Source organism: Pseudoalteromonas sp. J010, assembly GCF_003934235.1.
GTDB lineage: Bacteria > Pseudomonadota > Gammaproteobacteria > Enterobacterales > Alteromonadaceae > Pseudoalteromonas > Pseudoalteromonas peptidolytica.
Genome location: NZ_RDBW01000029.1, coordinates 14,202 through 40,027, shown reverse-complemented (window position 1 = coordinate 40,027; position 25,826 = coordinate 14,202). Strand labels below are relative to the sequence as shown.

26 protein-coding genes and 1 tRNA gene are annotated in these 25,826 nt (G+C 42.5%); 19 read left to right on the top strand and 8 right to left on the bottom strand.

The window, feature by feature from the left end; translation table 11 throughout:
* Positions 1-28 precede the first annotated feature (28 nt).
* From EAG18_RS15415 to glpG, 6 genes are all read left to right on the top strand, one after another.
* The gene (locus EAG18_RS15415) at positions 29-1,090 is read left to right on the top strand and encodes a glycosyltransferase family 9 protein (protein ID WP_125253272.1); all 1,062 of its coding nucleotides are present in this window, start codon (positions 29-31) and stop codon (positions 1,088-1,090) included.
* Positions 1,090-1,641, top strand: coding sequence for a D-glycero-beta-D-manno-heptose 1,7-bisphosphate 7-phosphatase (gene gmhB / locus EAG18_RS15410; RefSeq protein WP_125253271.1), 552 nt, complete (start codon positions 1,090-1,092; stop codon positions 1,639-1,641). The genes EAG18_RS15415 and gmhB overlap by 1 nt, the downstream gene beginning before the upstream one ends.
* Positions 1,642-1,862: 221 nt before the next feature.
* Positions 1,863-3,059, top strand: coding sequence for a glycine C-acetyltransferase (locus EAG18_RS15405; RefSeq protein WP_125253270.1), 1,197 nt, complete (start codon positions 1,863-1,865; stop codon positions 3,057-3,059).
* A gap of 44 nt (positions 3,060-3,103) precedes the next feature.
* Entirely contained in the window at positions 3,104-4,129 is a 1,026-nt protein-coding gene (gene tdh, locus EAG18_RS15400; protein WP_125253269.1) for an L-threonine 3-dehydrogenase, read from the top strand.
* Between the two features lie 111 nt (positions 4,130-4,240).
* Entirely contained in the window at positions 4,241-4,558 is a 318-nt protein-coding gene (gene glpE / locus EAG18_RS15395) for a thiosulfate sulfurtransferase GlpE (protein WP_125253268.1), read from the top strand.
* The gene (glpG, locus tag EAG18_RS15390; RefSeq protein ID WP_125253267.1) at positions 4,555-5,379 is read left to right on the top strand and encodes a rhomboid family intramembrane serine protease GlpG; all 825 of its coding nucleotides are present in this window, start codon (positions 4,555-4,557) and stop codon (positions 5,377-5,379) included. Before glpE ends, glpG begins: the two co-directional genes overlap by 4 nt.
* A gap of 244 nt (positions 5,380-5,623) precedes the next feature.
* Here glpG and EAG18_RS15385 read toward each other — a convergent pair whose 3' ends face one another.
* Complete coding sequence (locus tag EAG18_RS15385) at positions 5,624-6,019, bottom strand: flagellar basal body-associated protein FliL (RefSeq protein ID WP_125253266.1); 396 nt, start codon at positions 6,017-6,019, stop codon at positions 5,624-5,626.
* 157 nt (positions 6,020-6,176) lie between these two features.
* On the opposite strand from EAG18_RS15385, the gene EAG18_RS15380 reads away from it, so the two are divergent.
* The gene (locus EAG18_RS15380; RefSeq protein ID WP_241651564.1) at positions 6,177-6,701 is read left to right on the top strand and encodes a chorismate lyase; all 525 of its coding nucleotides are present in this window, start codon (positions 6,177-6,179) and stop codon (positions 6,699-6,701) included.
* Positions 6,694-7,557 (top strand): 4-hydroxybenzoate octaprenyltransferase, encoded by an 864-nt coding sequence (gene ubiA, locus EAG18_RS15375; protein ID WP_125253264.1) that lies wholly within the window; start codon positions 6,694-6,696, stop codon positions 7,555-7,557. The genes EAG18_RS15380 and ubiA overlap by 8 nt, the downstream gene beginning before the upstream one ends.
* Before the next feature lie 335 nt (positions 7,558-7,892).
* On the opposite strand, the gene EAG18_RS15370 is transcribed toward ubiA, so the two are convergent.
* The 3 genes from EAG18_RS15370 to EAG18_RS15360 form a co-directional block, all read right to left on the bottom strand.
* Positions 7,893-8,795 carry a LysR family transcriptional regulator gene (locus tag EAG18_RS15370; protein WP_125253263.1) on the bottom strand — a complete coding sequence of 301 codons (903 nt, stop codon included), beginning with the start codon at positions 8,793-8,795 and terminating at the stop codon, positions 7,893-7,895.
* A 108-nt stretch (positions 8,796-8,903) separates the two neighbouring features.
* Positions 8,904-10,427 carry a DUF3369 domain-containing protein gene (locus EAG18_RS15365; RefSeq protein ID WP_125253262.1) on the bottom strand — a complete coding sequence of 508 codons (1,524 nt, stop codon included), beginning with the start codon at positions 10,425-10,427 and terminating at the stop codon, positions 8,904-8,906.
* 58 nt (positions 10,428-10,485) lie between these two features.
* A complete protein-coding gene (locus EAG18_RS15360; protein WP_125253261.1) occupies positions 10,486-10,884 on the bottom strand; it encodes a DUF2721 domain-containing protein in 399 nt (132 codons plus the stop codon).
* Positions 10,885-11,002: 118 nt separating this feature from the next.
* Between EAG18_RS15360 and EAG18_RS15355 the strand changes: the two genes are divergently transcribed.
* Genes EAG18_RS15355 through tsaD form a run of 3 tightly spaced genes read left to right on the top strand, consistent with a single transcriptional unit; the run spans position 11,003 to position 12,990 of the window.
* Complete coding sequence (locus tag EAG18_RS15355) at positions 11,003-11,341, top strand: DUF2007 domain-containing protein (protein WP_125253260.1); 339 nt, start codon at positions 11,003-11,005, stop codon at positions 11,339-11,341.
* Positions 11,334-11,927, top strand: coding sequence for a YjaG family protein (locus tag EAG18_RS15350; RefSeq protein WP_125253259.1), 594 nt, complete (start codon positions 11,334-11,336; stop codon positions 11,925-11,927). Before EAG18_RS15355 ends, EAG18_RS15350 begins: the two co-directional genes overlap by 8 nt.
* A gap of 49 nt (positions 11,928-11,976) precedes the next feature.
* Positions 11,977-12,990 (top strand): tRNA (adenosine(37)-N6)-threonylcarbamoyltransferase complex transferase subunit TsaD, encoded by a 1,014-nt coding sequence (gene tsaD, locus EAG18_RS15345; RefSeq protein ID WP_125253258.1) that lies wholly within the window; start codon positions 11,977-11,979, stop codon positions 12,988-12,990.
* 11 nt (positions 12,991-13,001) lie between these two features.
* Here the strand turns inward: tsaD and plsY are convergent, their stop codons facing one another.
* The gene (gene plsY, locus EAG18_RS15340) at positions 13,002-13,592 is read right to left on the bottom strand and encodes a glycerol-3-phosphate 1-O-acyltransferase PlsY (protein WP_125253257.1); all 591 of its coding nucleotides are present in this window, start codon (positions 13,590-13,592) and stop codon (positions 13,002-13,004) included.
* Between the two features lie 125 nt (positions 13,593-13,717).
* Between plsY and folB the strand changes: the two genes are divergently transcribed.
* The 3 genes from folB to EAG18_RS15325 are packed head-to-tail and all read left to right on the top strand — an operon-like array spanning position 13,718 to position 15,361.
* Complete coding sequence (gene folB / locus EAG18_RS15335) at positions 13,718-14,068, top strand: dihydroneopterin aldolase (protein WP_125253256.1); 351 nt, start codon at positions 13,718-13,720, stop codon at positions 14,066-14,068.
* Positions 14,069-14,075: 7 nt separating this feature from the next.
* A complete protein-coding gene (gene folK, locus EAG18_RS15330; protein WP_125253255.1) occupies positions 14,076-14,564 on the top strand; it encodes a 2-amino-4-hydroxy-6-hydroxymethyldihydropteridine diphosphokinase in 489 nt (162 codons plus the stop codon).
* Entirely contained in the window at positions 14,561-15,361 is an 801-nt protein-coding gene (locus EAG18_RS15325) for an undecaprenyl-diphosphate phosphatase (RefSeq protein ID WP_125253254.1), read from the top strand. Before folK ends, EAG18_RS15325 begins: the two co-directional genes overlap by 4 nt.
* A gap of 67 nt (positions 15,362-15,428) precedes the next feature.
* Here EAG18_RS15325 and EAG18_RS15320 read toward each other — a convergent pair whose 3' ends face one another.
* The gene (locus tag EAG18_RS15320) at positions 15,429-16,385 is read right to left on the bottom strand and encodes a hypothetical protein (protein ID WP_125253253.1); all 957 of its coding nucleotides are present in this window, start codon (positions 16,383-16,385) and stop codon (positions 15,429-15,431) included.
* A gap of 107 nt (positions 16,386-16,492) precedes the next feature.
* Between EAG18_RS15320 and EAG18_RS15315 the strand changes: the two genes are divergently transcribed.
* A complete protein-coding gene (locus tag EAG18_RS15315; RefSeq protein WP_125253252.1) occupies positions 16,493-19,369 on the top strand; it encodes a pitrilysin family protein in 2,877 nt (958 codons plus the stop codon).
* A 73-nt stretch (positions 19,370-19,442) separates the two neighbouring features.
* Here the strand turns inward: EAG18_RS15315 and EAG18_RS15310 are convergent, their stop codons facing one another.
* The gene (locus tag EAG18_RS15310) at positions 19,443-19,850 is read right to left on the bottom strand and encodes a diacylglycerol kinase (RefSeq protein WP_125253251.1); all 408 of its coding nucleotides are present in this window, start codon (positions 19,848-19,850) and stop codon (positions 19,443-19,445) included.
* Positions 19,851-20,086: 236 nt separating this feature from the next.
* Here EAG18_RS15310 and cysE point away from each other — a divergent pair, with 236 nt between their 5' ends.
* A complete protein-coding gene (gene cysE, locus EAG18_RS15305) occupies positions 20,087-20,908 on the top strand; it encodes a serine O-acetyltransferase (RefSeq protein ID WP_125253250.1) in 822 nt (273 codons plus the stop codon).
* A gap of 49 nt (positions 20,909-20,957) precedes the next feature.
* Here the strand turns inward: cysE and xseA are convergent, their stop codons facing one another.
* On the bottom strand, positions 20,958-22,295 hold the full coding sequence (xseA, locus tag EAG18_RS15300; protein ID WP_125253249.1) for an exodeoxyribonuclease VII large subunit: 1,338 nt from the start codon (positions 22,293-22,295) through the stop codon (positions 20,958-20,960).
* Positions 22,296-22,426: 131 nt separating this feature from the next.
* Between xseA and guaB the strand changes: the two genes are divergently transcribed.
* The 3 genes from guaB to EAG18_RS15285 all read left to right on the top strand — a co-directional run bounded on the left by guaB (position 22,427) and on the right by EAG18_RS15285 (position 25,802).
* Positions 22,427-23,896: an IMP dehydrogenase gene (guaB, locus tag EAG18_RS15295; protein ID WP_125253248.1), complete on the top strand. Its 1,470-nt coding sequence runs from the start codon at positions 22,427-22,429 to the stop codon at positions 23,894-23,896.
* Between the two features lie 105 nt (positions 23,897-24,001).
* The gene (gene guaA / locus EAG18_RS15290; RefSeq protein WP_088529796.1) at positions 24,002-25,576 is read left to right on the top strand and encodes a glutamine-hydrolyzing GMP synthase; all 1,575 of its coding nucleotides are present in this window, start codon (positions 24,002-24,004) and stop codon (positions 25,574-25,576) included.
* A gap of 149 nt (positions 25,577-25,725) precedes the next feature.
* Positions 25,726-25,802, top strand: a tRNA-Trp gene (locus tag EAG18_RS15285).
* Positions 25,803-25,826 lie beyond the last annotated feature (24 nt).

Below are 25,826 nucleotides of genomic sequence, written 5' to 3'. Positions count from 1 at the left end.
ATTTAAGATCAAGCGCCTATTACTTTCCATGAGAGCAAATATTTTGAGCAACTCCTTATCCTCTATTTGTATTTTGCGACTGTCAGCGATTGGTGATGTTTGCCATGCTGTTAGCGCGGTGCAAGCAATTCAACGAGCGCACCCACAGGCCAAAATTACCTGGGTAATAGGAAAGGTAGAAGCCATGTTGCTAGCCGGTTTACCAGGTGTTGAGTTAGTGGTATTTGACAAAAAACAGGGGAAAGCTGCGCTCAAAGCTTTGAAAGCGAAGTTTAAAGGACAAAAATTTGATGTTTTGCTACATATGCAGGTCGCATTAAGAGCTAACCTCGTTGCTCGTGTTATCCCTGCAAAGCAAAAAATTGGATTTGATAAGGGGCGCTCAAAAGAGCTTCATAGTTTGTTTATTAATAAACGTATCGCTGCACAACAGTCGCCTCATGTGTTAGAGGGCTTTCAAAATTTTGCTCGTGCAATCGGTGCTGAGTGCGAGAAACCAAGCTGGAATATGCCTGTCACCGATGATCATAAAGCGTCTGCCAAAGCATTACTGCCAGAGGGGAAAATCTTTGTTATTTCTCCTGCAGCGAGTAAAGCTGAGCGCAACTGGTTACCTGAGCGGTATGCTGCGCTTGCAGATCATGCAATGAAAAGCGGCTTCAACGTCGTTATAACGGGTGGGCCTACTGAGTTGGAGCAGAACTTAGCAGCTGACATTCAAAAGCATACTCAATCCGCACTGTTAAATCTTGTTGGGAAAACAGACTTAAAAACGCTCTTATGTATACTTGAGCAAGCTGATGTAGTGTTAGCGCCGGATACAGGCCCTGCGCATATGGCTGTGACCGTAAATACTCCCGTTATTGGTTTGTATGCACATTCAAATCCCAAGCGAACAGGCCCTTACTTGTACCAAGATTATGTGGTTGAGGTTTATCACAAAAACTTAGTGGCGCAAAAAGGGAAAACTGCTGATGAATTACCTTGGGGAACGCGTGTAAAAGGGCGCGAGTTAATGTCGCAGATAGAAGTGGCAGACGTTATCGCAATGTTCGACCGCGTGGTTAAAGAGCAGGAGCTTAATTCATAATGCACAAAGCAATCTTTTTAGATAGAGACGGTGTGATTAACAAAGATCATGCGTATGTGCACCAAATCGCTGATTTTGAATTTATCGATGGAGTATTCGATGCGTGCAAACAGTTTGTTCAAGCCGGTTATAAAATCGTAGTAGTGACCAACCAGTCGGGTATTGGTAGAGGTTATTATGATGAAGCACAGTTTCACCTATTAAGTGATTGGATGTGTGCACAATTTATGGCTCGTGGTATAGAAATCACAGGGGTGTACTTTTGCCCTCATCACCCTGAGAAAGCCAACGTACCTTATAACGTTGAGTGTAATTGCAGGAAGCCAGAGCCTGGGATGTTGCATCAAGCGATTGCAGAGCACAATTTAGACCCAGCACAAAGCATCATGGTAGGAGATAAAGTTTCAGATATTCAAGCTGCCCATGCTGCGGGGCTGGCTACCACAGTGTTAGTCGAATCAGGACAGCACTTCACCGATACGCAAAAACAGTTAGCTGATTATGTGTGCAAATCGTTGGGATCAGTGCCGCAAGCATTATCTATCTTATAGTAAAGAAACTTTGCTGCTAACCGTCGCAAATCGTGCATTTATTGTGTGAACCTTTTAAAATACAGGTATCTTTTGAGTAGCTGCCATACACTGGCTGCTGCTTGCCAAAAACTTGAAGGCGTTAATAACAGCATTCAAGCGTAAACTTCTGATAGTTAAGCGCTATTCTGTACAAGCAGTATACAATTGACTATCACCGTGCAAACAATGGAGACTCCCAGATGAGAGCATCGGCCTTCTACAGCCAGCTTCAGCAACAAATTGAAGAAGTAAAAGCTGAAGGATTATATAAAAAAGAGCGTGTTATTACTTCACAGCAACAAGCTGAGATCGCGGTATCTACAGGCGAAAGTGTTATTAACTTTTGTGCAAATAATTACCTTGGTCTAGCTAACCACCCCGAGCTTATCAAAGCGGCACAACACGGCCTAGAAGATCATGGTTTTGGTGTTGCTTCTGTGCGCTTTATCTGTGGTACACAAGATATTCATAAAACGCTTGAAGCGAAGATCAGCGAATTTCTAAAAACAGAAGACACGATCCTTTACTCTTCATGTTTTGACGCCAATGCGGGTTTATTTGAAACCATCTTAGGCCCTGAAGACGCTATTATTTCAGATTCACTGAATCATGCCTCAATCATTGATGGTGTTCGCCTTTGTAAAGCTAAACGCTTCCGCTACGCTAATAATGATATGGCAGATTTAGAGCAGCAACTTATTGCTGCGGATGCTGCTGGTGCAAAAACGAAACTCATCGCGACAGATGGTGTTTTTTCAATGGATGGGGTTATCTGTGATTTAGAAGCTGTTTGTGATTTGGCTGATAAATACAATGCACTTGTGATGGTTGATGACTCGCATGCAGTCGGTTTTGTGGGTGAAAATGGTCGTGGTACTCCTGAGTACTGTGGTGTTCTAGAGCGAGTAGATATTATTACTGGAACACTTGGTAAAGCGCTTGGTGGCGCGTCTGGCGGTTACACCTCAGGTAAAAAAGAAATCGTAGAGTGGTTACGTCAACGCTCACGTCCTTATTTATTCTCAAACTCTTTAGCTCCTTCAATCGTTACCGCTTCAATCAAAGTATTAGATATGATGAAAGAGGGCGACGCACTGCGTGCTAAACTCTGGGATAATGCCGCTTACTTCCGCACCAAAATGGAAGCTGCTGGGTTCACTTGTGCAGGTAAGGATCATGCCATTATTCCAGTTATGCTAGGAGATGCAAAAGTAGCGTCAGAAATGGCTGACAGATTATTAAATGAAGGTATTTATGTTATCGGGTTTTCGTATCCAGTAGTACCTAAAGGTCAGGCAAGGATCCGTACACAAATTTCAGCTGCACACACCACTGAGCAGCTAAACAAAGCAATCGAAGCCTTCACCCGTATCGGTAAAGACTTAGGCGTAATTTAATTTTGCACCCAGTTTTTAATTGGGGCAGCTAACGAGCGAATACTATGAAAGCATTATCCAAGTTGAAAGCAGAAGAAGGAATTTGGATGACGGATGTGCCAAAACCAGAAGTTGGGCACAATGATCTTTTGATCAAAATCCGTAAAACGGCCATTTGTGGTACCGATGTACACATCTATAAGTGGGATGAGTGGGCGCAAAATACGATTCCAACTCCAATGGTAGTTGGTCATGAATATGTTGGTGAAGTCGTCGATATGGGACAAGAAGTGCGAGGTTTTAGCATTGGCGACCGGGTATCTGGCGAAGGCCATATTACCTGTGGCCATTGTCGCAACTGTCGTGCAGGACGTGTACACCTATGCCGAAATACCATTGGGGTAGGCGTAAACCGCGAAGGGTCATTTGCGGAGTATCTCGTTATTCCTGCTTATAATGCGTTTAAAATCCCAGACAATATCTCTGACGAGCTAGCGTCTATCTTTGACCCATTCGGTAATGCAGTACACACGGCATTGTCATTTGACTTAGTGGGTGAAGACGTATTAATTACAGGTGCTGGCCCAATAGGTATTATGGCCGCCGCGGTTGCTAAACATGTTGGCGCGCGTCATGTGGTGATCACCGATGTAAACGAATACCGCCTTGAGCTTGCAACTAAGATGGGAGCGACAAGGGCAGTAAATGTTGCCAATGAAAGCTTAGAGACAGTAATGAAAGACCTTGGTATGACCGAGGGCTTTGATGTGGGTCTTGAAATGTCGGGGGTGCCTTCTGCTTTTAAAGGTATGCTAAATAGCATGAACCACGGTGGTAAAATTGCCATGTTAGGTATTCCACCTTCGGATATGGCTGTAGATTGGAATCAAGTGATTTTCAAAGGTTTGGTTATCAAGGGTATCTATGGTCGTGAAATGTTCGAAACTTGGTATAAAATGGCAAGTTTGATCCAATCTGGCTTGAACCTTGACCCAATTATCACACATCAATTCCACATTGATGAATACCAAACAGGCTTTGATACGATGATTTCTGGCCAATCGGGTAAAGTTATTTTGAACTGGGATTAGGGTCTGTTGACCTTTGCTCCCAGCATCAATGAGCAGTTATAATACAAAGACGGCTAAGCCCACATTGGGTTCAGTCGTCTTTTACTTTTTAGGTATTAAAATAGGTAGCACATGTCCTTTAAACATATTTCAGTAGCAGACACACATGCACTCTTAAGTAATGAAGAAGTGGTTATTGCAGATATACGCGATGAAAACACTTTTACTCAGGGGCATATTCCTGGCTCTGAGCATTTATCAAATGCCAACCTTGCACACTTTATGCAGGAAAAAGAGTTCGATCAGCCAATAATAGTGGTTTGTTACCATGGCATTTCATCACAAGGCGCTGCAAACTATTTGGTAGAACAAGGTTTTGAGGAAGTCTATAGCATGGACGGTGGCTTCACACAGTGGGCAAGTGAACTGCCTAACGAGATCGAAAAGTGAAATTAATTGCCCATTATCACAACCCTCGACTTGCTCAAGGGGCTGTTGACTATATAAAGACTCAGGGGATTGAGTGTATTTTACGTAGTCATGATGGGCAACAAGTTGAAGTGTGGCTTGAGCGTGGCGATGAGCAGCAAGCGATATATTTATGGCAGCAATTTATAGCCAACCCTGAGGCTAAACGGTATCAAGCCGCGTCTTGGCAAACGGGCAGTACTGCAGGGCTATTTAATTATCAAGGACAAAAGCTTAACCTAGTCCAGCGTTTTTTAACTCTCAACTGGTTACTTCAAGGGGTATTTGCTGTCAGTATCATAGTGTTCATCACTATGCTGTTTGGTGATGCTAACCATATCTTTTCATTATTTCGCTTTTCTTTGGATAAACCATGGGCTTGGATAACTCCTACGCTGATCCACTTTAGTGCAATACATCTCATTTTTAATTTAAGCTGGTGGTTACACCTTGGCGCTCAAGTTAGCAAACGTTTTGGGCTTTGGTCTTTAATCTGTATTTATTTTGTGACCGGTATAACCAGTAACTTTATGCAGTTTGTATTTGTAGATGCTAATTTTGGTGGTTTAAGTGGCGTGGTTTATGGGCTACTGGGCTTTTGCTGGATTATTGGTCATAAAAACCCGCAACAACTACCATTGGTATCCAAGCCAATTGTCGGCTTTATGCTGCTGTGGATGTTGTTTGGCTTCACCGATACATTTTTCATTAGTATGGCTAATTGGGCTCATTTGTTTGGTTTGTTATCAGGTATGTTTATTGCTGCGTGCTGGCCGAATAATCAAAATAAAAGGGAAGCATAAAAAGATGTTGTCTCTTTGTATGATGAGGGGCGTATGATGGCGCTGACAGTGTTCAACATGGAAGCGTTAATATCGACGCTAACAGTGTTAAAAATTTCTCATTTAGAACAACTAAATAGCAAAATTTTTGCCTTGCCTATATGGATGTAGGTACCTTAGCGATAGCAGGACGCGGTAGCGGAGTTATCGACAAGATTTTCTCGCCTCCAAATAGACCACTTAATTAAGCAAATTGGTATTAAAATCAGTGATATAAGTACTTAGTAAATAGCACATCACGGACAATTTCTTGTCCAGTTTCTTCTTTTAATAGGGTTTTTAACTTTTCGGCACAACGCTTTCTGATTTCTTCTCGACCTGTTAATGATTTGACCGTTTCTTCATTCTCTTTACTTAATATTTGAACTATTGCATCTCTGAGTAGGGGGGTGTGGTGCTCGACAACTGCAATATTCGACACATCATTCAGCATCAGATCCACTGTAACACGAACATAGCCCAGCTTCTTATTAGATTGGCCGATATAGTTAGTAATAATATCTGGCTCAAACCCAAAATACCCAATATTCGAGTCCGCTTTAGCGGGGAAAGCCGCAGATAGTGCTAAGCATACAGTAAGTACAACAGCTAACATTCTCATATTTGGTTAGGTATCCTAGTGCAAATTACTTTTTACTTAGTTTATACATAATTGCGTTGCTTTTACAGCTGGCTTGTACACAAACATAAACTTTTTAGATAGCGCTCGCTCTGCTATGATGGCGGCGAATTTTTAAAATGGATATAGAACATTGCTTTTGCAATTACCTTTAGAACTTCCTTGGCATAAAAATACTCAGTTAGTGAATGTAGAGGCTGCATTGGCACCTTACTTATATGAAACCCATTCGCTTACTGCAAAGCTAAAAAGTAGCTGTGATAGCTTTTCGGTTTCAGTTTTGAGTGATGAATTAAAAGATGTGCCAGATACGTTGAAAGCTGATCTTTCAAGCGTCGCTTGGTGCCGTGAAGTCACACTTAATTGCAACGGTAGAGCGGCAATATATGGTCAAAGTTGGCTTAACGAACAAGCTTGTAATACTGGCGTCCACCTGATAGGAGATACTCCGTTGGGAGAAATCCTTTTTTCGGACTTAAACTGGCACAGAGGTGAACTTGAATACATACGACTTAGAGCATCTGAGTATTTATCACTGGCTGGCTTAATGGGAGCTTCGCTCTCTTCCCCAACTGAGCTTTTTGCCAGAAAGAGCTGGTTTAAAAATGGCAACGCCAAAATTCTAGTTTGCGAAGTGTTTATATCGGAAAGTTTTTATGATTAATAAACAAAAGTGGCAAGCGTACAGCCAGCTAATGCGCTTGGATAAACCCATTGGTACGCTCCTTTTACTATGGCCAACATTATGGTCGTTATGGTTTGCTGCCGAAGGTGTTCCTACGCTGTCTTTAATTGTGATTTTTGCACTCGGCGTTTTTATCATGCGTAGCGCCGGTTGCGTGATTAATGACTTTGCGGATCGCAAGGTGGATGGTGCGGTCAAGCGGACGTCACAAAGACCGCTTGCAACAGGCGCTGTCACAAGTAAAGAAGCGTTATTACTATTTTTTGCATTGATTGTGTTAGCTTTTGCACTTGTTTTATTGCTAAATTGGCAAACGGTCGCGCTATCTTTGGGTGCCTTAGCATTAGCGTCGGTTTATCCGCTGATGAAGCGCTATACAAATTTGCCACAATTTGTTCTCGGTGCTGCATTTAGTTGGGGGATCCCAATGACCTTCATGGCTGCTAATGAGCACGTCCCTGTGCTTGCTTGGATACTTTTCGCTGCTAACCTAATTTGGACTGTCGCGTATGACACTATGTATGCAATGGTAGATAGGGATGATGATGTAAAAATTGGCGTTAAGTCTACAGCTATTCTATTTGGTCAATGGGACAGACATATCATTGCTATGTTAAACGTACTTTTTATAGCAATAATGGCTGCGATTGGTTACGCATATGAATTGAATTACTTATTTTGGCTTGGTTTAAGCGTTGCTATCGCGTTGCTAATTAGGCAGCTATATGTGATAAGAAACCGAGAGCGTGATGCGTGTTTTTGGGCCTTTCTTAATAACAACTATGTTGGATTAGCTATTTTTGCAGGTGTCGTCTTTGGTTTTATGCCACTGTAGAGCGCTAATATGAGTGAGCACTGGAAGGTAGGTTTTTACTAATGGATATCTTTTCTCTGTCAGTTTTGGCGGGTAGGGCGTTGGCTCTTTGAAAGCATAAAGTGGTGGAGGTGGTTTCTTAAACACGCTCAACCTATACAAAGGGCAATTAAGGGCGAGCTTTAAACAAAGTAATTTGGCTCACCCTAGCTCAAGTATTCATTAGATTAAAAAACTTGAAATATGGATAGGTAATGCGCGTCTATCGCGTGACAGCTATAGATTGAGAAATCATCCAAGATGGACTTAAAAACAAGCTAGCCCACCTCTTATTCAAGTTTAAGGTTAAATACTTATTAGTAAGTGATTGTTTGCTTACTCTTTGAGGATGCAGCATCTTCAATCAATTCAAGCAAATGATTAATATGATCGTTGGTACCAATTTGGTGATTAGTTTGTACGATCAATTGCTCCCTATCTAATGCCTTATTTGTCTTCRGTAACACTAGATTTGGGTCTTGTGCTATCGATTTTGAATGTTCAATACTCGCGATAGCGAAACTATTGCTTGTTTTCAGGCCAGCAATAACTTGTTCAATACTACCTATTTTCACCCCAGTCGATTTATTCAGCGACTCAACAGCTTCATTTAGCATGCTTTGTACTTGTTTCGACTGAGAAAAACAGCCGTACATTGGATACTGAGTTAACTCTGCTTTACGAATACTATCTTGATTAGCAAGTGGGTGACTTCTAGAAACAAATAGAACTAACTGATCTGGTAAATGTATGTCACTCACGATGCTGTTAGCGCTTTGAAGGTATACACTGATGTCAATTTCACCAAGTTGTAGCTTACGAGTGAGTTCTAGCTCGTCTTGCAATTGCATTTCAATTTTGACGTTAGGGTATTGCGCTAGAAACTGACCACAAGAAACCGGGACAATACTGCTTGCTTGGTTTGTGTAACCAATAATTAACTTTTGGTTGTCACGACCAAATAAACTTTGCTTAATCGTTTTCTTGGTCAACTCCAATTCTGAAAGCGTCGTTTTACAATATTTTAAGAAGAGTTCACCTTGTTCGGTCAACTTGACGGAGCGAGTGGAGCGCTTCACAAGTTCACACCCTATCTCATCTTCAAGAGTTTGGATGCTCCTCGTTAAGGCTGAGGTACTGATCTGGGTTTGTTCCGCAGCTTGTCTAAAATGTCTTAAATTGCCTAATGCAACGAACTGCTCGAGTTGTTCAAATCTCATGTGAAATTCCTTTTAATTTCAACTAAAACACATTTATTACGTCTTTTCCCAATAATAATACACAAAACGGGAAAAGGAAAGTGAAGTTTTTACATTCTGATTACAAAGTTAGTCAGGATACCTATCACGTATCTCAATAAATTGTTCCAGATTATTTAGAAAAAGGTCAACCAACTTGGGATCAAATTGTTTTCCTTTTTCATTGTTGACTAACTCAATTATTTTCTCGAGCGGCCAAGCTGGCTTGTAGCAGCGTTCGCTGCCCAATGCATCAAACACATCAGCCAATGCCGTGATCCTGCCAACAATGTTAATTTGTTCACCTTTTAGCCCTTGTGGGTACCCAGAACCATCCCATTTTTCGTGATGCTGATGTGCAATTAGTGCACCACATTGCAAAATCTCATTTGTTGAATTTTTCAAGATTTCGTAGCCTTGCTGGGCGTGGGTCTGCATTATTAACCATTCTTCATCGGTAAGCTTTCCAGGTTTATTGAGTATGTGATCAGGTATGCTAATTTTACCAATGTCATGTAGGGGAGAGGCGAGTTTAATGATTTCAGCGTGGTAATGAGAGAGCCCATATAGCTGCCCCAACAACATACTATAATGTGCGACTCGTTTGACATGTGAGCCGGTTTCCTTAGAGCGCTTTTCCACTGCTTCGCCAAGAATATAAGAAAGCTCTTTTTGAGAATCTTTAACGGTCTCGCGCAATTTCAGATTGTCGTAAGCCAGTGCGATATTGTTAGCAAAGAACTCTAGTAACTGAAAGTCCATTGTATGTAAGTCACTTTCTTTACTCACATAAATCATTGTTTCGTTACCCTCTTGAGAGGGAAAGTAACCTATATATTCATTACGCGTTTTGAGTGAAGTTTTGTTGTTATGTATTTTTACAAAGAGCTTTTGTACATTATCAGGTATTGATCCACTGTGTGGTTCAACCCCCTCACCGGACGCGGCCAATAACTTAAATTTTGTCGGGGCATTCGCTTGGTGGTTAACGGCTGCGGCACAATAAATTTCTGAGTCTGATAATCCCATTACTGCGGATACATGAGATAATATGGTTGATGCAAAATCTTGAATATTGCTACACTGTAAAAAATTGGATGACGCATCAATAATGCGTTCAAGTCCCATTTTATGCTTTTCTATGGTTTGAATATCCCTATGTGCTCTTAAAGCAGAATAAAGTAGTGTTTTTAACTTAACAGCAGTTAGCTCGGTTTTATTTTTGTAGTCATTAATATCATAATCGCGGATCACTGACTCTTCAGGTGCTTCGCCAGGTTGCCCCGTTCGTAAAACGAGTCGGATATCAAAGTTCTCTAAGTCATTACGGATATACCGGATCAGGTCTAACCCTGCATGGTTGCTTTCCATCACAACATCTATCAGCCCTACTGAAATGTTTTGCTGTGATGCCAAAATTTCTTTTGCTTCTTGTGCAGAGTAAGCGTGATGAAAACGAAGTGCTTTATCTTCAAATTTAAAGCCAGATAATACTAACTTTGTGACTTGATGAATATCCTCTTCATCATCTACCACGAGTATATCCCAATAGGTATCGACGATATTGTTTGTAGGGCTTTCTGGCACTTCATCTGAGAACAAAAATCCGCTCACAGATTGCTCCTCTTTTTATGCTGACTCAACGTTAGTATAGTCGGCAGTATTGAGGGTGCTAATCTTGTTGTGGCTTTTTCTCGATATTTCGCAGTTCTAATTCTATTGCATCGCACGAGATATGGATCTCATAAAGAGATAACAAAAGCGATAGCGTTAAACTGCAAAGGCTTGCTCCAAATAGCGTGACGCCCAGTAAAGACACCTCAAGAAATAGCGCAAACATTGATAGTGTACATAATAAAAATGCAATTACTCCCCAAACTTGCATGCGTCTTATCAGTCTTATTCGTTTTCTTAAATTTTCAATTTGTGCTTTTACTAAGGGTCTTATGGTATCGCCTTCTCTGGCATTTAATTCTCTAATAAGCTGTGCTAGTACTAAAAACCGGTTGGTGTAAGCAAGCAGTAGTAGTGAAATGGCCGGAAATAACAAGCCAGGTGTGGTTAACGTCATAATAGTACTGATTTTGAATAACAGAGTAACTAAGTGTGATGATAATAAGCTATTTTATCAAGCAACAAATAAGTAGGGTGAGGTTTTAGCATGAGTATAGCGATATGAGTATAGCGATATGAGCGTAGCATCTTTTCGTTGGCAGCAGGTGTATTCGACCACTGATTTTGTTGAAGCGCATTTGCTCAAAGGGATGTTAGAGCAAGCGAATATTCAAGTGCGCCTACAAGGTGAACATTTATCTGGCGCTATGGGGGAGATCCCCTTAGAGCAGGCTGCAATCAAGCTGCTTGTTTATGCAATAAAGTTACCCGAGGCTGAGAAATTATTGGTAAACTATAACAAATTACGTCGTCACAGTGCTGTGAAACAGGCCGACTGGCAGTGTCATCATTGTACTGAAATAAATGGACCGGCATTTGAATACTGCTGGCAATGTGGAAGTAAGCATGAGTAAAGCAAATAACTTTCAACGTATTAGAGAGTTAAATTATCTTCAAAAAGCAGTGTTAGGCGCTGCAATTATTGAGCGAATGTTGCCTAATTACTCGCTTTTTAGCGAAGCAACAGGCTTTGGCGATGAGCAAGTCTTACGAAATACGCTGAATTTGATCTGGGAAAAAATTCTGATCCCAAAAAGTAAAATCAGTTTGGAGAAGCTAGTCGAAAAGGTTGAGCCAAATGTACCTGAGCTGAGCGACTTTGATATGTTTGGTACCTATCCCGCGATTGATGTTGCGACAGCGCTGCTTGGCATGTTGCAAGGCTTAATGGCTAAAGATGAACACGAGTTTGTTAGTGTCGCTAAAATCTCACAAGCCACAGTAGCAAAATATATAGAGTTTATGTTGATGGCTGAGGATGTATTACCGACAAATGAATTGATACGCGAACATCCACAAATGCAATACGAAATTGAAATACTGGCAGAGCTTATTGAGCATGTAGAGAAAATGGGGCGAATTAGCAGCGATTCAGTGAAGTCATTGAAGGAATTAGCTCTTGCTGACGGACAAACTAATATAGGTTTGGAACTTGAGTAACTGATTTCGTATAATCAGCGATTGCAGTAAAGAGTTTGGAGAAAGTAACTTGCGTATTTTAGGTATAGAGTCCTCGTGTGATGAGACTGGTATTGCTATCTATGATGATGAGCAAGGGCTATTAGCACATCAATTATATTCTCAGGTGAAGGTGCATGCAGATTATGGTGGGGTGGTACCAGAGCTTGCTTCTCGCGATCACGTGCGCAAGACTATCCCGCTTATTGAAGCTGCTTTTGCAGAGGCAGGTTGTGGCCCTGAAGATCTAGATGGGATTGCTTATACCGCAGGTCCTGGTTTAGTCGGGGCATTGCTGGTGGGTACTTCAATCGGTCGCTCGTTAGCGTTTGGTTGGGGAGTACCAGCTGTTGCTGTTCATCATATGGAAGGTCATTTGCTGGCACCTATGCTCGAAGATGATAAGCCGGAGTTTCCGTTTGTTGCGCTACTTGTATCTGGTGGTCACACGATGATGGTTAAGGTGTCTGGTATTGGTGAATATGAAGTGCTTGGTGAGTCAGTGGATGATGCTGCTGGCGAAGCATTTGATAAAACAGCCAAATTACTGGGTCTTGATTATCCGGGGGGGCCTATGCTGGCTAAAATGGCGACGCAAGGTCAGCCGGGGCGTTTTACCTTTCCAAAACCGATGACCGATAGACCCGGATTAGATTTTAGTTTTAGTGGCTTAAAAACAGCGGCTGCAAATACCATTCGTAACGAAGGAGATGATGAGCAAACCAAAGCGGATATTGCTCATGCCTTTCAGACTGCTGTGGTCGAGACGCTAGCGATAAAATGTAAGCGTGCTTTAAAAGAAACGGGCATTAAAAGCCTTGTGATTGCTGGTGGTGTTAGTGCTAACACCGAGCTAAGACAAAAGCTTGAACGTATGATGCTGGGGATGAAAGGTCGTGTGTATTATCCTCGAACTGAGTTTTGCACGGATAACGGAGCTATGATTGCTTATGCTGGTATGCAGCGCTTAAAGGCCGGGCAGTATGCGCCGCTTGATATGAAAACTAAGCCGCGCTGGCCGCTAGATAGCCTTGAAAAAGTGTAGGCTATCTTACGTTAATCTTTAGACTTTTTACCCACCTTTGGCTCCTTACCTGCAAGGAGCCTTTTGATATTAGCTCGGTGACGAAAGATAATGACGACGGTCAAAAAGCTCACCGGTAACGTATATAATGGTTTTATCCACCAAGTATAAAGTGGCGCAGCAGCGACCGCGACGATTGCTGCCAATGACGAGTAACGCGTTAGCGCCAGTACTACAAGCCAAGTACTTATCAACAATCCACCAAGTGATAAACCAATAGGTAAGAGTGCCCCAAACGCTGTTGCCACTGCTTTACCGCCATTAAAATGAAAAAACACAGGGTAAATGTGTCCAAGGCATGCACTTACTGCAATAGCGCCTAACCAAAGAGGCTCGATATTTAAGAAGTAGGCACCCCATACTGGAATGGTGCCCTTTAAAATATCAAAGATAAGCACTAGCACAGCAGGGACCTTTCCTCCTAACCGCAATACATTGGTCGCCCCTGGATTGTTGGAGCCACTAAAGCGCGGATCTGGAAGCTTGAACAGTCGACACACCAGAATTGCGGAGGAAATCGATCCTAATAAATAAGCACATACGCACATTAAACTGATTAACACTGTCTTCCTTATTTTTTATTGCGTTGTTTTGGGCTATGATCGGCGGTCTTAAGTCCTGCAATTTAGCGCACTTGCGCTTTATTTAATGCGGGAAGATAAAAGCGATAAACATGTTTGGAGTTTACATGGATAAAGTCTATATCTCACAGCTACACGTCGAAGCCATAATAGGAGTGTACGACTTTGAAAAAGAAAGTAAACAAAGCCTTTACTTTGATGTTGAGATGTTGACCGATATTAGCGCCGCAGCGCGCCTCGACGACATTAATTTGGCCGTGGATTATGCCAAAGTCAGTGAACGTATTAGCGCGCATACTCAAGCCAAGCCAGTAGAATTACTCGAAACTTTAGTCGAGCAGCTAGCGGCAATGATTTTAAATGAATTTAATGTACAGCAAGTACTTATAAAAGTAAGCAAACCCGCAGCCGTGGCGCAAGCACAAACGGTGGGTGTAGAAATTGTGCGTAAGAAGTAGCATTATCATGGCACAAATTTTTATCAGCCTTGGCTCCAATATTGAGAAAGAAAAAAACTTACTAAGTGGTTTACAAACACTCATAAAGCATTTTCCAAATTACCGACATTCAAGTGTATTTGAGAGTGAGGCTGTCGGTTTTACCGGTAGTAATTTTTATAACTCAGTATTTGCTGCACACACGCCAATGTCTTTAAATGAGGTTTATACACGGCTTAAGTCGATAGAGTACGATCATGGTCGTCGCTGCAACGAAAAAAAGTTTAGCCCGCGTACCTTAGATCTCGATATTCTTTTTTATGATCACCTTATTTGTTCATCACCAGCTCAGCTGCCAAGGGATGAAATAACCAAAAATGCTTTTGTGCTTCAGCCATTAGCTGAACTTGCCGCTGATTTTATTCACCCTGTTGAGGGGAAATCAATCGCTCAGTTGTGGCAGGAATATCACAACCCAAGTCAAAAATTATGGAAAGTGGAGTTTCCCAAGTTATGAGTTTTATCGAGATTGTTGTCCTTGCAATCATTCAGGGTCTCACTGAGTTTTTACCTATTTCTAGTTCAGCACACTTATTACTGCCTTCACAGGTACTAGGATGGCAAGATCAGGGGTTGGCTTTTGATGTTGCTGTTCATGTAGGAACCCTGCTTGCCGTCGTTATTTATTTTTGGCGCGACATAGTAAGCTTATTATCTGGCTGGTTTAAATCGTTTTCAGGTCAGCATTCAAAAGAGAGCCGCCTGACATGGTGTATTGTTGTTGCGACAATTCCATTTGTATTACTGGCGCCTCTATTAAAAGATATTGTCGAAATCTACTTACGCAGTGCGTGGGTTATTGCAATCTCTACTATCGTTTTTGGTTTATTGCTGTGGTATGCCGATGTGAAAGCAAAACAGATCAAAGACGAGTTTGCGCTAAATTGGAAAAGCGCATTGATACTTGGACTGGCGCAAATTACTGCGGTTATTCCTGGAACATCGCGATCTGGGATCACAATTACAGCTGGATTATTGCTAGGGCTTGATAAGAAAAGTGCCGCAAGATTTTCGTTTTTGATGTCTATTCCTGTGATTTCGATGATGGGGCTTTACTATAGTTTAGAATTGGCAGTGGGCGATGAAGTGGTTGATTGGAATGCCCTGCTAAGTGGCGCGGTATTGTCGTTTGTTTCAGCTTATGCGTGTATATTCTTCTTTCTAAAAATTATCGAACGTATGGGTATGATGCCATTTGTTATATATCGTTTATTACTTGGAGTAGGGCTAATCGCTTTCTTAAGTTTTAGCTAATCTTTCTAGTCCGGTTAGGTAAAAGCCAGTTTGTGGAGTCAAGCTGGCTTTTTCATTTATACAATGATTAAGCAATTTGTTTTTCTGCAAGGCTCAATTCCATGGTTGCTTTGAGTAGGCGATACAGGTTGATAGAGGCATCAATTTCTTCTTTACGGTTCGTTAAACTCTCAATATTCAAACCAAGAGAAATATCTAAGTGTGAACAACTTTTTAAGATTTGATCTAGATTTTCTCTACAAATTCTAATGGACTCGCTCAGCGTATTTTCTGCATCTAACATACGCCACTTAGTCGCCTCCGGCACGGATATACCCAGCCACTGCATAAACTGTAAAGTCTTCTCTCCACCACAAGGAGTAAAAGTTAAAATAATACGTTTTGGTGTCGTGCCCTGTTGCTTGCAAGTACGAGCATAGCTTGTGATCAGATCTATGGTTGCTTGGGCATCATAGACAGCTTGGGAGACAAAAAACTGGCAGCCTTGGACTGTTTTATCAATCAATCTTTCGTGCTCATTACGCTTACTAGCATGACGCTCCGCGATGGTTACACCACCTAAGAAAAACTCCTCTTGATGGTGCTTTAACACCTTATAGGCTTCTGATAATGGTAGCTTAATATCGCCTGTTGAAGAAGGGCTTCCAACTAACACCAGATTGTCCAATCCATATTGTTGTTTAGTGCTGCTAAGCCAGTTGCTAAATGCTTCACCGTCACGCTGTGCTACGCTTTTATAGGTAATAACATCAAGGTGTGATAATTCACKGATCAACTGACTATATTCACAAGGGTCAACAGTGTGTTTGAATGGGAATGGGCGCGGCACTTGCGTGCGGCTGCTTTCATCTTGAATATCGTAAATTATCACACCATCGTATTCGATTTCATGTAAACGTCCTAGCAACTTAGCTGCGATTGCTTTGAGTTGCTCGGGTGTGGTGCCTATCTTTGGTGGTGTGGTACCAATTAAATATACCCCTTGGTTAGGGTCAATGATTTTCTCTTGAAGCGTTAAAGCCATAATCTGCGTCCACAAAAGCGAGTATCGCTTTGGGGCATAATCAAGAAGTTTGCTGAAGTAAGTGATCACTACTTATTTAGAATAAAAATATGATTAGGAACCAATCCATGAAATTCAAATTACTAGCAACTAGTTTTGCCGTGAGCCTAGCGCTTAGTGGTTGTGCAATGACTAATGCCGATAGTACACAGAATGCAGCTGCTGGTGCTCAAGCCGCTCAGTCAAATAAAGTATTTGCCCAAGATTACGTACTCGAAGAGTTAGAAAATGGCCTTCGTGTTATGGTAGTAAAAACCAATTACCCTGATGTCGTATCACTACAAATTCCAGTATCAGTTGGCTCACGCAATGAAGTTGAAGCCGGCAAAACAGGCTTTGCTCATTTCTTTGAGCACATGATGTTTAAAGGCTCAGAAAAATATCCTCAAGATGTGTACTCAGATATTTTGAAAAATTCAGGTGTCGATAATCGCGCTTATACAACCAATGACTTTACTAACTATCATTTAAACTTCTCTAAACAGCACTTAGATAAAGTATTGGAAATCGAAGCCGATATTTTCCAAAACCTGACGTACAGTGAGGAGCAGTTCCGTACCGAGGCGCTCACTGTCAAAGGAGAGTACCTTAAAAACAATGCAAGTCCTGTGCGTAAGTTACTTTCTGCGGTAAGAAAAGAAGCATTCGACAAACATACTTATAAGCATACCACGATGGGCTTTTTTGAAGACATTGAGGCAATGCCTGATCAAATGGCCTATGGTAAAACATTCTTTGAGCGCTTCTATAAGCCTGAATATGTATCACTGGTGATCGTGGGCGATGTTGACCCTAAAGCAACCATAGCGATGGTGAAAAAGCATTGGGGCAATTGGAAAAGAGGTGATTACCAAGCAGATATTCCAGTTGAGCCAAAGCAAGAGCAAGCACGTTATGTGCACGAGAAATATGACGGCTTGCCAGGGCACTGGTTGCTAGTTTCTTATAAAGGTGCAGCATGGGAGCCAAAGAAAAAAGATCGTGCAGCACTTGATCTGATCTCGCAGCTTTATTTCTCTAGTAACTCTGAGTTATACCAAGAGTTGGTAGTAGACAAGCAGCTGGCAAGTCAAATGTTTACCTACAACCCTGAGACTAAAGATCCTGGGCTTTTGCACGTATTTGTTAAAGTGGAAAACGAAAAAGATTTAGCGACAGTACGTGATGCGATTAACAACACATATGCAAAAGCTCGCACAGAATTAGTCGACGAAAATAAGCTGGCAGCGCTTAAATCTAACTCAAAGTATAGCTTTATTAACGGCCTTGACTCATCGCAAGCAATTGCTTCTACACTTGCACGTTATGTGCATTTTGAGCGAGATCCTGAGGTTATCAATGAGCTGTATGCGACAGCTGACCAAGTAACTGCAAAAGATATACGTGATATTGCCAATAAATACTTTGTCGATAGTAGCCGTACTACGGTGACTATGTCGGCGCTTGAGTCCGTATCAGGCTTTGATAAAGAAGTCGAACTAGACAAGTTAGTTGCAAAAATGGACAAGCCTGCAACACGTCATTTTAATGTACTAGATAAAACCAATAACTCTCCACTGGTGGATGTAAACTTCCTGTTTTATACCGGTGCTGCCGCTGATCCTGAAGGCAAAAAAGGGCTTGCTGCGTTGACGGCTGCAATGATAGCCAAAGGTGGTAGTGAATCACAATCTTACAAAGAGATTCAAAAAGCGCTTTATCCAATTGCGGGTAGTTTTGGCTATCAAATTGATAAAGAAATGATTTCTCTACGAGGCCGTATTCACAAAGACAATGCAGAGCAGTGGTATGGCATTGTGAGTCAGCAGTTGCTGGCACCAGGTTTTAGAGAGGACGACTTTAATCGACTGAAAAAAGAGCTTATTGATAGCATCAAAGCTGGCCTAAAAGCGTCGAATGACGAAGAGTTAGGTAAAGAAGTGCTATATCATGAGTTGTATCAAGGTCACCCATACGAAAGCTACAATTTTGGTGATTTATCTGACCTAGAAGCGATTACATTGGATGATGTGAAAGCGTTTTATGCTCAGCAGTTTACCCAAGCAAAACTTAACGTGGGTATTACAGGTGCGCTTGATAAACAGCTAAAAGAAGAGATGTTTAGTGATCTTGCAACACTGCCAAAAGGCCAAGAAGCACGTTTACAAGTGCCTGATGCGCCAACATTGTTAGGGCGTCATGCGACGATTGTAGAGAAAAATGCCAAGTCGACAGCAGTCTCTTTTGGTTTCCCAATTGACACTACTCGTAGTAACAAAGACTGGGCTGCACTTTGGTTGGTGCGCTCATACTTTGGTGAGCACCGCAGTGCTAACAGCCACTTGTACCAACGCATTCGTCAAGTTCGTGGCATGAACTATGGCGATTATGCGTATATTGAATACTTCCCTCGCGGGATGTTCCAAACCAAGCCAGACGCAAACTTAGGCCGTAGTGAGCAGATCTTCCAAGTATGGTTACGCCCACTGCGCTCTAATAATGACGCACACTTTGCAACACGTACTGCCTTATTTGAGCTAGATAAGCTGATCAAAGAAGGGATGAGCAAAGCCGATTTTGAGGCGACACGTAACTTCTTAATTAACTTTGTGCCGCAAATGGTGGYGAGCCAAGATAGACAGCTAGGCTATGCGTTAGATAGTCAATTTTACAATACCGATGAATTTGTGAAGTATGTGACTGAGCAGTTGCAGTCTCTATCTGTTGATGACATCAACCGTGTTATCAAAGAGAATTTGCAGACCGATAATATTCACTATGTATTTATCACGGGTGACGCTAAAGACATGGCAAAACGTTTAAGTGATAAGCAGTCATCACCTATGACCTATAACACGAAAAAGCCAGAAGCACTGTTGGCAGAAGATGCTGAAATTGCCACGTATCCACTGAATATTCCAAGTCAGAATATTAAAACGCTAGATGTAGAAAAAGTGTTTAAATAATCAGTGCACTGAGTAATGAAAATGGCGGCTAAGTTTTTAGCCGCCATTTTTTGTGTCAAAGTCACGGACAATTTTAGGTAATGGTGTTGAACCACTCTATCGCTGCGGTTACCCAAATTAGAAATGCAATTAGTAATGTTAGTGTCACGGCAGCTGAAGCCATATCTTTTGCACGACCAGATAATAAGTGATGTTCGGTACTCACTCTGTCTGTAAGTGCTTCAATTGCTGAGTTGATAAGTTCAATCACTAATATTAACAGCACACTACCGACTAACAGTGCCCATTGAGCAATGCTTTGCGCTAGCACAATGGATAAAGGAATACTCACTATTAGCAACCAAGTTTCTTGTCTAAATGCAGACTCTTCTTTGTACGCCGCTTTCATCCCTTTCACTGAGCAATGGGTTGCTTTGATAAGTCGAGCAAGCCCTGTGCCATTTGGTTTGTTGCTATCTGTGGTCTTGATCTTTATCGACATATTCTCGATCCTGCGTTGGTAGTATGCAATGGGGCGTATTATACGAAGAACTGTCTAGCTCGACAGTACTAAATTGTAAGAATCTATGGTCTACTTGGTATATCTAAACCGTATTTTAATATATTGGTTATTAGATATAACCAAGTGTTTGAAGCCTGATTTTTTATAATACATGACACTGAATCAATCTAAGCGTTACACTATATTAAGCATCAGTATTATCGGAAGTACATTACATGAGACATGAGATCTGGAACAAGTTACGCGAAGAAGCCAATGAGCTAGTTGCGCGAGAGCCATTACTGGCAAGCCACGTATACTCGAGTATTTTAAACCATGAGTGTCTTGGCGCAGCGTTAAGTTTTATTGTTGCAAATAAACTTGCCGATGCCGTCGTATCTGCGTTTACTATCCGAGAGTTGTTCGATCAGGCATTTGTACACTGCGATACCATGTTGACTCATGTTGCGCATGACATAAAAGCAGTTAAAGATCGTGACCCTGCTGCCGATAGTTATCTCAACGTAATTTTAAATTTGAAAGGTTTTCATGCAATCCAAGCACATCGACTTGCATACTGCCTCTGGCGCCAAGACAGAAAAGAACTTGCTCGTTTTATCCAAAGCAGAACTTCTGAAGTATTCGGTGTTGACATCCATCCTGCTTGTAAAGTCGGTCATGGTATTATGTTTGACCATGCGACTGGTATAGTTATTGGTGAAACTGCGGTTATTGAAGATAATGTGTCTATTCTTCAATCTGTAACCTTAGGGGGAACGGGGAACGAACAAGGTGATCGTCACCCTAAAATCCGTGCAGGTGTACTGATTGGTGCAGGTGCCAAAGTGCTTGGCAATATCGAAGTGGGAGAGGGGGCCCGCATTGGCGCAGGCTCTGTAGTATTAAGTCCGGTAGCACCACATACAACAGTGGTGGGTATTCCTGCTAAGGTTGTTGGCAAGCCTTCTTGCCCATGTCCTGCTGAAAGTATGAATCAGAATTTCCTTGAAGATGAAGACCGGCTCGAAAATGAGTCAATCACCTCAGCAATGTTGTAAGGTTATCACACGATAAAATGGGGAGTTATTTCCCCATCTTGCGCTCTGCTTATTTAATTTTTTTTACCAGCGATATCACTTCACCATCAGCCAACTGAGTGGTAATTGGCTTATCTGGGTCGACATCTTTTACTGATTTTATGACCGTATCAGCTTGTTTAGCTATGCTGTAACCACGAGCAAGTACGGCCAATGGGCTGACGCTATCAAGCTTGGCGCTACTAACGGCAAGTCGATGCCTTTGCAGGTTAAGCTTTTGCTCCATAGCGGAATAAAGCTTGTCACTCAGCGAATCCACCACTTGTTTGTAGTGAGTAATTTTTTGTTCCGGATGCAGCCTATCGAAACGGTGCTGGAGTAAATGATACTGGGATTGCTTTTGGCGCAGCAGGTTACTTTGCGCACGGGTCAACCGCTGCTCTAATTCATCAATACGCTGTGCTTGCTGCATCAGCTGATTTTTGGGGTGCTGCAATTGTAGTCGCGCTTCGAAGTTTGCTAATCGCTGTGATGCTTGCTCAAGTCGGCGATCAAAGGCTTGCTGTAAGTATTGTAGTAATTGTAGAGCACGCTGCTTAAGCGCTTCTGAGTCAGGGCTTACCAGTTCAGCTGCTGCAGATGGGGTCGGTGCCCTTACATCCGCAACATAGTCGCTAATTGTCGTATCTATTTCATGGCCTACCGCACTGATTATGGGGAGTGAACTGGTAAAAATAGCTTGTGCGACGGATTCCTCGTTAAAGCTCCACAAGTCTTCCAATGAGCCACCACCACGGCCAACTATCAAGACATCGACTTCGCGCCTTGCATTGGCTTGCGCAATTTGTTTGCAAATTTGTTGCTTGGCTTCCTCGCCTTGTACAAGTGCTGGGTAGATGACAACTTGTAATTGTGGCGCTCTGCGTTTTAGTACCGTTAAAATATCTTTAATGGCCGCACCCGTGGCAGAGGTGATGACACCTACGCGATTGATAATATTGGGTAGTGGCTTTTTGTGACTGGCTGAAAATAGTCCCTGTGCAGCAAGCTGCATTTTAAGTGCATCAAACTGCTGTTTTAACAGTCCTTCACCAGCAGGCGCGAGCTGTTCAACAATTAATTGGTAATCACCTCGAGGCTCATAGACGGAGACTCTTGCTTGCACGACTACTTGCTGACCGTTGCTTGGGCGGTGGTTACAATAGCGATTATTCCCTCTCCACATGGCCGCTTTTATCTGTGCTTTTTCATCTTTCAGAGAAAAATACCAATGCCCTGAGGCCGGAGCAACAAAGTTTGAAATTTCTCCGGTGAGTTGTACAGAGGCAAAACCTTGCTCTAAGAGTGAGCGTATTTCTCTGTTAAGTCTTGATACAGAATAGGTTTTATTATTATTGGGGTATCCCATGTTGGCCTCCATAAAAAATTCACAGTTACTTTATCATATTTTTTGCTAAATTTTATTTACTCGCATAAGGAACGCTGATAAAATTCGCACGCAATTCCTTATACTCAGTTCACTTGAGAGAAGCCGCGAACATGCTAAGAATTGCAAAAGAAGCCCTTACCTTTGACGACGTACTTTTAGTACCAGCTCATTCAACTGTTCTTCCTCACACAGCAAACCTGAAAACGCGTTTGACTCGTGGGATTGAATTAAATCTACCGCTTGTTTCCGCTTCAATGGATACGGTGACAGAAGCACGCTTAGCGATCGCTCTGGCACAAGAAGGTGGTATTGGTTTTATCCACAAAAACATGACTATCGAAGAGCAAGCTCGTAACGTACGTAAAGTAAAAACGTATGAAGCGGGTATTATCTCTTTCCCTGTGACAGTAACTTCTGATCTTACAATTGCAGAAGCAATGGAGCTTGCTCAGGATAAAGGATTCTCAGGTTTCCCTGTCGTTGGTGCCAACAATCAACTTGAAGGCATCGTGACGAGTCGTGATATGCGTTTTGAAACTAAACTTGAAAAAGCGGTTTCAACGGTCATGACGAAAAAAGATGACTTAGTTACGGTAAAAGAAGGGGCATCTCGCGAAGAGATCCTTGGTCTAATGCACGAACACCGTATCGAAAAGATCCTTGTGGTTGATGACGCATTTGCACTAAAAGGCATGATCACTGTTAAGGACTACCAAAAAGCACAAGAGAAACCAAACGCGTGTAAAGATGAGCAAGGTCGTCTTCGCGTGGGTGCTGCGGTAGGTGTTGGCGCTGGTACTGACGAGCGTATCGCAGCTTTGGTTGAAGCGGGTGTTGATGTACTACTAATCGATACTTCTCACGGCCATTCTCAAGGTGTAATTGACCGTGTTAAAGCAACCCGTGAAGCTTACCCTGAGCTACAAATCGTTGCAGGTAACGTAGCAACAGCGGAAGGTGCAATAGCGCTTGCTGATGCTGGTGCTGACGCTGTCAAAGTGGGTATTGGTCCGGGCTCAATCTGTACCACGCGCATTGTGACTGGTTGTGGTGTGCCGCAAATTACTGCTATCTCTGATGCAGTTGAAGGCTTAAAAGGCCGTGACATTCCTGTTATTGCTGATGGTGGTATCCGTTTCTCTGGTGACATCGTAAAAGCGCTAGTAGCTGGTGCTGCATGTGTAATGGTGGGTTCAATGCTAGCGGGTACAGAAGAATCTCCTGGCGAAGTTGAACTATACCAAGGCCGTTACTACAAGTCTTACCGCGGTATGGGTAGCTTGGGTGCGATGAACCAAAAAGAAGGGTCTTCTGACCGTTACTTCCAAAAATCAAATGAAGCAGACAAACTGGTACCAGAAGGTATCGAAGGTCGTGTTGCTTATAAAGGACCAATCGCAACGATTATCCATCAGCAAATCGGTGGTATTCGCAGTGCAATGGGTCTAACAGGTTGTGCAACCATCACTGAATTAAATACTAAGCCGCAGTTTGTACGTGTTACTTCTGCGGGTATGGGTGAATCTCACGTACATGACGTGCAGATCACCAAAGAGGCACCTAACTACCGTATGGGTTAAGCCTTAAGGCGTGTTTCTGGGCTAGCAAGTTGCTAGCCCTTATTACTTTTGATAGAGACGCAATGCGGCTTTATCCTGTTTAGTTCCTAACTAACGAGATTATCAATGAGCAAAGATATCCACGATTCCCGAATTTTGATCTTAGACTTTGGTTCACAATACACTCAGTTAATCGCACGTCGTGTACGTGAAATTGGTGTTTACTGTGAGCTGTGGGCTTGGGATGTGACAGAAGAGCAGATCCGTGAGTTTAACCCGCAAGGTATCATTCTTTCAGGCGGCCCAGAGTCAACGACACTAGAAGGTAGCCCGAAAGCACCAGATTACGTATTCGAGGCGGGCGTGCCAGTACTGGGTATCTGTTATGGTATGCAGACCATGGCAATGCAGCTTGGTGGTCAAGTACATAGCTCAGATAAAAAAGAATTCGGCTACGCAAAAGTAGAGAAAGTGGGTGACTGTAAGCTATTTGAAGCGATTGAGGATCATATCGAAGATGGTGCAGGTTATCTAGACGTGTGGATGAGCCACGGCGATAAGGTTGCTAAAATCCCAGATACATTCAAAACTTCAGCGAGAACGGATACTTGCCCACATGCGGCAATGTCTTGGGAAGAAAAGCGTTTTTACGGTGTACAGTTCCACCCTGAGGTGACACATACTCAGCAAGGTCTGCGTTTACTTGAGCGTTTTGCAATTGATATCTGTGGTTGTGAAAAGTTATGGACTCCTGAGCAAATCATTGAAGATGCAATTGAGCGTATCAAAGAGAAAGTAGGGGATGACGAAGTTATCCTTGGTCTATCTGGTGGTGTTGATTCATCAGTGGTTGCGATGCTTATTCACCGTGCAATTGGCGACAAGCTAACCTGTGTATTTGTTGATAATGGCCTACTGCGTTTGAATGAAGGCCAGCAAGTAATGGATATGTTCGGTGATAAGTTTGGTCTGAACATCATCAAGGTCGAAGCTGAAGAGCGTTTCCTTAACGCGCTTAACGGTTTAAATGACCCTGAAGACAAACGTAAAGCAATTGGCCACACCTTTATTGAAGTATTCGATGAGCAAGCCAGCCAGCGCGTAAACGCGAAATGGTTAGCACAAGGTACGATTTACCCTGATGTTATCGAATCGGCAGCATCTAAAACAGGTAAAGCGCATGTGATCAAATCTCACCACAATGTCGGTGGGTTACCTGAAGATATGGAGCTTGGTCTGGTTGAGCCACTGCGTGAACTATTTAAAGATGAAGTTCGCAAGATTGGCCTAGAGCTTGGTCTACCGTATGACATGCTTTATCGTCACCCGTTCCCAGGTCCAGGTCTTGGTGTTCGTGTACTTGGCGAAATCAAGAAAGAATACTGCGACTTACTGCGCCGTGCTGACGCTATCTTCATTGAAGAGCTACATAAAGCAGATCTATATCACAAAGTGTCTCAAGCATTCGCCGTATTCCTACCGGTACGCTCTGTTGGCGTGATGGGTGATGCACGTAAATACGACTGGGTGATCTCACTACGTTGTGTTGAAACTATCGACTTTATGACAGCACGTTGGTCGCATTTACCATACGAGCTATTAGGCCACGTTTCAAACCGTATCATTAACGAAATTGATGGTATTTCTCGCGTGGTTTACGATGTTTCTGGTAAGCCGCCAGCGACAATCGAGTGGGAATAATGTTTCCACAATGAGCTAACACTTAGCCAAAGGAAAGGGCGAATATAGTAAATATTCGCCCTTTTGCTTATTTTAGAAGCAGTTGAACCAAAAAAGTGGTTTTTTCACTTTACCTTTTTAAAAAGCTCATTATAATGCGTCGACATTGCAGGGGCGTAGTTCCAATTGGTAGAACAGCGGTCTCCAAAACCGATGGTTGCGGGTTCGAGTCCTGCCGCCCCTGCCACTTCTTATTTTGCACTTCGTACAC

Coding starts and splice junctions, on each gene's coding strand:
- EAG18_RS15415 (WP_125253272.1), top strand. CDS start 29: ATGAGAGCAAATATTTTGAGCAACTCCTTATCCTCTATTTGTATTTTG.
- EAG18_RS15310 (WP_125253251.1), bottom strand. CDS start 19,850: ATGTCGATAAAGATCAAGACCACAGATAGCAACAAACCAAATGGCACA.
- folB (WP_125253256.1), top strand. CDS start 13,718: ATGGATAAAGTCTATATCTCACAGCTACACGTCGAAGCCATAATAGGA.
- guaB (WP_125253248.1), top strand. CDS start 22,427: ATGCTAAGAATTGCAAAAGAAGCCCTTACCTTTGACGACGTACTTTTA.
- cysE (WP_125253250.1), top strand. CDS start 20,087: ATGAGACATGAGATCTGGAACAAGTTACGCGAAGAAGCCAATGAGCTA.
- xseA (WP_125253249.1), bottom strand. CDS start 22,295: ATGGGATACCCCAATAATAATAAAACCTATTCTGTATCAAGACTTAAC.
- EAG18_RS15355 (WP_125253260.1), top strand. CDS start 11,003: ATGAGCGTAGCATCTTTTCGTTGGCAGCAGGTGTATTCGACCACTGAT.
- EAG18_RS15360 (WP_125253261.1), bottom strand. CDS start 10,884: ATGACGTTAACCACACCTGGCTTGTTATTTCCGGCCATTTCACTACTA.
- folK (WP_125253255.1), top strand. CDS start 14,076: ATGGCACAAATTTTTATCAGCCTTGGCTCCAATATTGAGAAAGAAAAA.
- ubiA (WP_125253264.1), top strand. CDS start 6,694: ATGATTAATAAACAAAAGTGGCAAGCGTACAGCCAGCTAATGCGCTTG.
- EAG18_RS15325 (WP_125253254.1), top strand. CDS start 14,561: ATGAGTTTTATCGAGATTGTTGTCCTTGCAATCATTCAGGGTCTCACT.
- tdh (WP_125253269.1), top strand. CDS start 3,104: ATGAAAGCATTATCCAAGTTGAAAGCAGAAGAAGGAATTTGGATGACG.
- gmhB (WP_125253271.1), top strand. CDS start 1,090: ATGCACAAAGCAATCTTTTTAGATAGAGACGGTGTGATTAACAAAGAT.
- EAG18_RS15350 (WP_125253259.1), top strand. CDS start 11,334: ATGAGTAAAGCAAATAACTTTCAACGTATTAGAGAGTTAAATTATCTT.
- EAG18_RS15385 (WP_125253266.1), bottom strand. CDS start 6,019: ATGAGAATGTTAGCTGTTGTACTTACTGTATGCTTAGCACTATCTGCG.
- glpE (WP_125253268.1), top strand. CDS start 4,241: ATGTCCTTTAAACATATTTCAGTAGCAGACACACATGCACTCTTAAGT.
- EAG18_RS15405 (WP_125253270.1), top strand. CDS start 1,863: ATGAGAGCATCGGCCTTCTACAGCCAGCTTCAGCAACAAATTGAAGAA.
- guaA (WP_088529796.1), top strand. CDS start 24,002: ATGAGCAAAGATATCCACGATTCCCGAATTTTGATCTTAGACTTTGGT.